This is a genomic window from Cellulomonas sp. B6 (genome assembly GCF_001462455.1).
GTDB lineage: Bacteria > Actinomycetota > Actinomycetes > Actinomycetales > Cellulomonadaceae > Cellulomonas.
This window is the reverse complement of the sequence record NZ_LNTD01000088.1, coordinates 1-7,165: the sequence shown is the minus strand read 5'-3', so window position 1 is coordinate 7,165 and position 7,165 is coordinate 1. Positions and strand designations below refer to the sequence as shown.

At 75.7% G+C, this 7,165-nt stretch carries 7 protein-coding genes; 3 read left to right on the top strand and 4 right to left on the bottom strand.

The features are described 5' to 3' along the window. Positions 1-178: 178 nt before the first annotated feature. Genes ATM99_RS08450 through ATM99_RS08440 form a run of 3 tightly spaced genes read right to left on the bottom strand, consistent with a single transcriptional unit; the run spans position 179 to position 2,650 of the window. A complete protein-coding gene (locus tag ATM99_RS08450) occupies positions 179-436 on the bottom strand; it encodes an acyl-CoA carboxylase epsilon subunit (RefSeq protein WP_062102469.1) in 258 nt (85 codons plus the stop codon). Further along, positions 433-990 carry a hypothetical protein gene (locus tag ATM99_RS08445; protein WP_062102468.1) on the bottom strand — a complete coding sequence of 186 codons (558 nt, stop codon included), beginning with the start codon at positions 988-990 and terminating at the stop codon, positions 433-435. Before ATM99_RS08445 ends, ATM99_RS08450 begins: the two co-directional genes overlap by 4 nt. Before the next feature lie 31 nt (positions 991-1,021). Continuing rightward, positions 1,022-2,650, bottom strand: a complete 1,629-nt coding sequence (locus ATM99_RS08440; RefSeq protein WP_062102467.1) for an acyl-CoA carboxylase subunit beta — start codon at positions 2,648-2,650, stop codon at positions 1,022-1,024. Positions 2,651-2,779: 129 nt separating this feature from the next. Between ATM99_RS08440 and ATM99_RS08435 the strand changes: the two genes are divergently transcribed. The 3 genes from ATM99_RS08435 to ATM99_RS08425 all read left to right on the top strand — a co-directional run bounded on the left by ATM99_RS08435 (position 2,780) and on the right by ATM99_RS08425 (position 5,972). Next, positions 2,780-3,649 (top strand): biotin--[acetyl-CoA-carboxylase] ligase, encoded by an 870-nt coding sequence (locus tag ATM99_RS08435; RefSeq protein WP_062102466.1) that lies wholly within the window; start codon positions 2,780-2,782, stop codon positions 3,647-3,649. 15 nt (positions 3,650-3,664) lie between these two features. Further along, on the top strand, positions 3,665-4,792 hold the full coding sequence (locus ATM99_RS08430; protein WP_223304899.1) for an adenylate/guanylate cyclase domain-containing protein: 1,128 nt from the start codon (positions 3,665-3,667) through the stop codon (positions 4,790-4,792). Positions 4,793-4,997: 205 nt separating this feature from the next. Continuing rightward, the gene (locus ATM99_RS08425) at positions 4,998-5,972 is read left to right on the top strand and encodes a type IV toxin-antitoxin system AbiEi family antitoxin domain-containing protein (protein ID WP_062102471.1); all 975 of its coding nucleotides are present in this window, start codon (positions 4,998-5,000) and stop codon (positions 5,970-5,972) included. Between the two features lie 208 nt (positions 5,973-6,180). On the opposite strand, the gene ATM99_RS08420 is transcribed toward ATM99_RS08425, so the two are convergent. Further along, positions 6,181-6,945, bottom strand: a complete 765-nt coding sequence (locus tag ATM99_RS08420) for an SOS response-associated peptidase (RefSeq protein WP_062102470.1) — start codon at positions 6,943-6,945, stop codon at positions 6,181-6,183. Between the last annotated feature and the right edge of the window lie 220 nt (positions 6,946-7,165).

Sequence of the window (7,165 nt, the reverse complement as noted above, 5' to 3'; positions counted from 1 at the left end):
GACGACGTCGGGCACCGGCGGCGGCCGCGACGGTCGCGCGGCGCGCACCGCGGAGCAGCCGTGCGGCCCCGCGGTGCGCCGCCGGTCCCGCCATCCGTCGTGACCCGGCCGCTCGACGGGCGGCCGACGACGGTCTCGCCGCGCCTCGGCCGCACGAACGCCGCCGCGTCCGTGCCCGTCAGGGGTGCAGGCTCCACCGCCACGCGTCGACGCCGCGCGCGGGACCGACGCCGCCGCGCAGCCGGCCGGGGGCGGCCCACCGGGCACGGGCGGCGCGTGCCCGGGCCTCGGCGTCGTCGGCGAGCGGCTCGTGCCCGCTCGCGGCGGCCACGAGCCCCGCGACGAGGGCCGCGAGCTCGACCTCGTCGGGCGCGCCCCGCACCACCTGCACGTGCGGGTCGACGTGCGGCGCCGCGTCGTCGTCGGGGGCGCTCACGCGTCGTCCTCGGTGCCCTCGTCGTCCTCGTCGAGCAGGACCGGGCCGCCGCGACCCGCACCCCACTCGCCGACCACGTAGCCGCGGTCGCCCAGGGTCCGGGCGATCTGCGCGCCGCCGTCGTCGACGATGTCGATCACGGCGTCGAGCGTGAGGTCGCTGACGGTGGGTGGCAGCTCGACCACGAACCCCAGGTGGAACGTGTCGTGGTCGCCGGGCGACACGGGCGCGTCGTCGTCGCCCTCCGTGTCGTCCCACGTCATGCCCGTGAGGTCCGCGTGCAGCCCGAGCCGGTCGTGCAGCAGGTCGTACAGGCGCGCGTTGAGCGTGCCGACGCGCTGCTCCAGCGCCAGCACGCGCGGGTCCTCGTCGGCCTCGCGCGCACCGAACTCGGCGCGCACCCCGACGGCGGTCTCGACGTACGCGTGCAGCGCCGCCGACAGCTCGTCGACCGTCGCGTGCAGGTCACCCGCCTCGACGCCCGTGAGCGGCTCGCCGCCGTGCGACGTCGGGTCGTGCTCGTCGTGGCCGTGGCCGTCGTGCTCGTCGCTCATGCGTCGCTCCGGTCGTCGCTCCGGTCGTGGGTCACAGCGGGATGTTCCCGTGCTTCTTGGGGGGCAGGCTCGCGCGCTTGGTGCGCAGCAGGCGCAGCGCGCGCACCACCTGCGACCGGGTCTCCGACGGCGCGATGACGTCGTCGACGTAGCCGCGGTCCGCGGCGTCCCACGGGTTGACGATCGCGTCCTCGTACTCGTCGGTGAGGCGCCGGCGCTCGGCCTCGACGTCGCCGCCCGCGTCCGCGACCTTCTTCAGCGCGCCGCGCTGCAGGATGTTGACCGCACCGCCCGCGCCCATGACGGCGATCTGCGCGGTCGGCCACGCGAGGTTGACGTCGGCGCCGAGCTGCTTGGAGCCCATGACGATGTACGCACCGCCGTAGGCCTTGCGCGTGATGACCGTGACGAGCGGGACCGTCGCCTCGGCGTAGGCGTAGATGAGCTTCGCGCCGCGGCGGATGATGCCGTTCCACTCCTGGTCGGTGCCCGGCAGGAAGCCCGGCACGTCCACGAACGTCAGCACGGGGATGCCGAACGCGTCGCACGTGCGCACGAACCGCGCGGCCTTCTCGGCCGCGTTGATGTCGAGCGTGCCCGCCATCTGCATCGGCTGGTTGGCGACGACCCCGACCGGGTGCCCCTCGACGTGCCCGAACCCGATCACGACGTTCTGCGCGTACAGCGCCTGCACCTCCAGGAAGCTGCCGTCGTCCAGGACCGTCTCGAGCACGGTGTGCATGTCGTACGGCTGGTTGTCGGAGTCGGGCACGAGCGTGTCCAGTACGAGGTCGTCCTCGGTGACCTCGAGCTCGGCCTCGTGCTCGAACGCGGGCGGCTCGGCGAGGTTGTTGGTCGGCAGGTAGGCGAGCAGCGTGCGCACCCAGTCGATCGCGTCGTCCTCGTCCGAGGCCATGTAGTGCGCGACGCCCGAGCGCGTCGAGTGCGTCGTCGCGCCGCCCAGCTCCTCGAAGCCGACGTCTTCGCCGGTCACCGAGCGGATGACGTCCGGGCCGGTGATGAACATGTTCGACGTGCCGTCGGCCATGACGATGAAGTCGGTGAGCGCGGGGGAGTACACCGCGCCGCCGGCGGACGGCCCGAGGATGAGGCTGATCTGCGGGATCACGCCCGAGGCGGCGACGTTGCGGCGGAAGATCTCCGCGAACTGCGTGAGCCCCGCGACACCCTCCTGGATGCGCGCGCCGCCGCCGTCGCTGATGCCGACGAGCGGCACGCCCGTGCGCAGCGCGAGGTCCATGACCTTCGTGATCTTCTCGCCGTGCACCTCGCCCAGCGAGCCGCCGAAGACCGTGAAGTCCTGCGAGTACACGCACACCGGACGGCCGTCGACCGTGCCGTGGCCGACGACGACGCCGTCACCCTCGACGCGGCGCCTCTCGAGCCCGAAGTTCGTGGACCGGTGCCGCACGAACGCGTCGAGCTCGGTGAACGAGCCCGGGTCGAGCAGGGCCTCGATGCGCTCGCGGGCGGTCTTCTTGCCGCGCGCGTGCTGCTTGGCGGCCGCGTTCTCCTCGGCCGCGTCGACGGCCGCGGCGCGGCGCGCGCGCAGGTCGTCGAGGAGGCCCGCGGTGGTGCGGGGCGGGCGGGGCGGCTGCGGCGTCGACGGCGTCGTCGCGGTGGGGTCGGTCTGCGTCACCCGACCGAGGCTAGTTGTCGCAGGGCCACCAGGGGCGTGCACCGGCCCGACCGTGTTGCCCGGACCCGGCTGTGGGGACCCCACAACGCGCCCCTGCGCGGCGGGCGGGCCGTGGGCCATCATGGGCGGATGACGAGCGTGCGACCGCCCCTCGACGTCGGGACGCTGCGGGAGATGCTCCTGGCACCCGCGGGACCCCTCGCGCGGCTCGACGTCGTGCCGGCGTCCGCGTCGACCAACGACGACGTCGTCGCCGGGCTGCGCGCCGACCCCGACGCGTGGCCGCACGCGAGCCTGCTGGTCGCCGAGCACCAGACGGCGGGCCACGGGCGTGCCGGACGCACCTGGACCACACCGGCCAGGGCCGCGCTGACCTGCACGTTCGTCGCCCGGCCGCAGTCGTCGCCCGCGACCTACGGGTGGCTGCCGCTGCTCGCGGGGCTCGGCACGGTGCGCGCCCTGCGCGCGACCGCGGGCGTGCGCGCGGTCCTCAAGTGGCCCAACGACGTGCTCGTCGAGCTCGACGACGCGGAGCCGCTCGACGGCTGGGGCACGGCACGCAAGGTCGCGGGGATCCTCGCGTCGGCCGTGCCGCAGGTGCCCGCCGTGGCCGTGGGGATCGGCGTCAACGTCGACCAGACCGCCGACGAGCTGCCCGTGCCGTGGGCGACGTCGCTCGCGCAGGCGGGCGCGCGTGCCGCCGACCGCGCGACCGTCCTGGTCGCGCTCGTCGCGTCGCTCGACGAGGTCGCGCGCCGCTGGGGCGAGCACGGCGGCGACGCCGCGGCCGCCGGGCTCGTCGAGGAGGTCGCGTCCGTGTGCGCGACCATCGGCCAGGACGTGCGGGTCGAGCTGCCGGGCGGCCACGTGCTCGCGGGGGTCGCGCAGGGCCTCGCCGACGACGGCGCGCTGGAGGTCCGCACCGCCGACGGGACCGCGCACCGCGTGCTCGCGGGCGACGTCGCGCACGTGCGCGTGACGGGCACCACACGAGCGTGAACTAGGCTCGGGCCCGTGCAGGACGGCGTCGCAGGCGCGGGCCAGGACGAGCCCGAGGACGTGTCCGCGACGGCGGTCGCGGACGCCGTCGCCGCACCGTCGCGCGTCGCCCGCACCACGGATCTCGACGAGCTCCTGCTGGGTGGTCCCCGCACCCTGACCGCGCGCGACCTGGCACGCATCGCGCACGTCGACCTCGAGCTCGTGCGGACGTTCTGGCGCACGCTCGGCCTGCCGAGCCACGGCGACGACGAGGTCATGTTCACCGAGCGCGACGCGCAGGCGCTCGTGATGGCCACCTCGCTGGTCGCCGAGCACGGGCTGGACCTGCGCACGGTCGTCACGGTCATCCGGTCGCTCGGGCACACGTCGGACCGCCTCGCGCTGTGGCAGGTCGAGGCGCTCGTCGAGGACATGTCGACGCGGTACGAGCTCGACGACACGTCGGCGCGGCTGCTCGTGCTCGACCGCCTGCGCGACCTGGCCCCCGTGCTCGAGCAGCAGCTGCTGCACTCCTACCGCCGCCAGCTCGCGGCCGTCGCCGACCGGTACGCGGCCGAGTTCGGCGACGCACGCGGGCAGGCCGCGCAGAGCGAGGCGCTGCCGCTCGCCCGGGCCGTGGGGTTCGCCGACATGGTGTCGTTCACGCGGCGCACCGCGGGCCTCGGGTCGACCGACCTGTCGTCGTTCGTGCAGCGGTTCGAGACCGCGGCGCGTGACGTGGTCGTCGGTGCGGGTGGTCGCGTCGTGAAGACGATCGGCGACGCCGTGCTGTTCATCGCCGACACGCCGGGGGTCGGTGCCGCCGTCGCGGTGGGCCTCGCGGACGCGTTCGGCGACTCGATGGACGTCGCCGCGGCGCGCAGCACCGGCGGGCTCGCCGAGGGTGCGCGGGGTGTCACGCCCGTGCGCGTCGGCCTCGTGTGGGGCCGCGTGCTGTCGCGGTTCGGCGACGTGTTCGGCCCGAGCGTCAACCTCGCCGCCCGGCTGACCGACGTCGCCGAGCCGTCGACCGTGCTCGTCGACGCCGCGACCGCGCAGGTGCTGGGCGGCGACCCGCGGTTCCGCCTCACCGAGCAGCCGGTGCGCGACCTGCCGGGCCTGGGCCCGACCGGGTCGTTCCGGCTGTCACGCGCGGGCTGACGTCCTGCGCGGTGCCGTCGGCGGTTCGCCGCCCAGGCATCCCTCCCGTGTGTGGCATTCCGGCGGCATGGGCGCCGGAAGGCCACACGGCGTCCCGCTGGCCGGGCGTCCGTGCGTCGTGCTCGGCGGGCGGGTGGCCGAGCGCGTCGTCCACAGGTGGGGCGAGAGGCCCCCGCGGCGGGCGGTGCGCTGCGAGGGTCGGCCGATGACCCGAGCCCCGCGCCCCTCGCCTGTCCACGTGCCCGACGTCTCGGCGTTGCCCGACCCGGTGCGCTCGGTCGTGCTGCGGCACGCCGGTGCCGCGACCGTCGCGCAGCTCGCTGCCGCCGGCGTGCCCGGTCGCACGGTTCGGGACCGCGTGTCCGCCGGGCGGTGGCAGCGGCCGTTCCGTGGGGTCGTGGTGCTGCAGTCCGGGACGTTGTCGTGGTGGCAGACCGCCCACGCGGCGCTGCTCGCTGCCGGCCCCGGTGCGGCGTTGTCGCACGCCTCCGCCGCGTACGTGCACGGTGTCGTGCGCGTGCCCGGTGACGCCGTCGTGGTGAGCGTGCCTGTGCCCCGCACGGTCCGGCCGCAGCACGGCCTGCGGGTGCGCCGTCGCCGCGTCATGCCGCACGCGAGCGGACGCCTGCGGACGATCGACGTCGTCGAGACGGTGCTCGACCTGCTCGACGAGGTCGTGGACGAGGACACCGGGGTCGCCGTCGTCACGGAGGCCGTGCGCCTCGGCGTCGCGCCCGCCGTCGTCCTGCACCGGGCCGAGCAGCGGAGGACGCTGCGGCACCGCGCGCTGGTGAGGGCCGTGCTGGGTGACCCGACCCTCGGCGTGGAGTCACCGCTCGAGCACCGGTACGTGCGGGACGTCGAACGCCGGCACGGGTTGCCACGCACGGTCGGCCAGGTACGGCAGCGGGTCGACGGTCGGTGGATCCGCGCCGACCGCGTGCACCCCGGCCTGCGGGTCCGCATCGAGCTCGACGGTCGCCTCGGTCACCCCGGGGGGACGACGGACCGTGACGTGTGGCGTGACAACGCCGTCCTCGTCGAGCACGACGACCTCACGCTCCGCTACCGCTGGTCGCACGTGACGGGTCAGCCGTGCGCCGTCGCCGCGCAGGTCGCCGCCGCGCTCACCCGTGCCGGACGCCTGACGACGGTGACCCGGTGCCCCGACTGCTCGTGAGTCGAGGGCGCGCGGCGCGGCAGCTCGCCGTGCTGTGCCACGTTCCGGCGGCCAGCCCGCCGGAACGCCGTACGATGTCGCGGCCCGGTCGAGGCAGTGCGCCGACCACGAGCGGGTGCGGGTGGCCGGGGGTGCGCTGCGGCAGCGGGCGGGTCGCGGACACGTCGGCCGTGGTGCGTGCGAGGGGCCGGCGCGGGTCGGGCCGAGGTCAGGCCGGGGTGGTGGGATCCGCCGGGTCGACCGGTTCCAGCAGCGCGGGGGAGTTGTTCGCGACCGCGTTGACGCGCGTCGAGACGGGGACCGCCGTGAGCTCCGGGGGCGCGACCGCCAGCAGGTCGCGGGCCTCCTCGGCCCCGACGGCGGGGTCGAGCCAGGCTGCCCACGCGTCGCGCGGCAGGATCACCGGCTGGCGGTCGTGGATCGGGGCCATCGCGTCGGTGGCGGGGCGCGTGACGACCGTGACGGTGACGAGCCAGCGGTCGGGGGCGTCGTCGGCCTTGGTCGGGTCGCGCCAGAACTCGTAGAGCCCGGCGAGGGCGGCGAGGTCGTCGTCGGCCGGGTGGATCCAGAACGGCTGCTTCGGGGCCCGGCGCGAGCGGGGGGCACCGGCGGGCGCCTCCGGCGGGGCCTGCCACTCGTAGTAGCCGTCGGCCGGGAGCAGCGCGCGCCGCGCGGCGAAGGCACGCGCGAACGCGGGCTTGTCGGCGACGGTCTCGACGCGCGCGTTGATCATGCGGCTGCCGACCGACGGGTCCTTCGCCCACGACGGGACGAGGCCCCACCGCGCGACCCGCAGCTGGCGGGTGATCTCGCCCGTGTCACGGTCGGCGCGCTCGACGACCATGCGGACGCCGTCCGTCGGGGCGACGTTCCACGACGGCGGGAGCAACGTCACCTCGTCGGCGACGGTCGCGACCGCGAACTCGTCGGCGATCGCCTGGTCCTCCCGGAACGACGCGTACCTCCCGCACATGAGCGCCAGCCTCCCACCGCCCACCGACACCCGCGTCCCGGGAGCCCGCGGCGACGCGAGCGACGTGCGCGGACGCCGCTGGGTGTTCGTCAGGGGCCCGGGTGGTGACGTGACGAGGCACACGGCCCCGCGGGCGTGACGCTGCGCACGAGTTCGTCGAATCGATTCGTGGCGGGTCCGGGGCGGTGCGACCATGGGCGGACCATGCGCGAGCCCGACC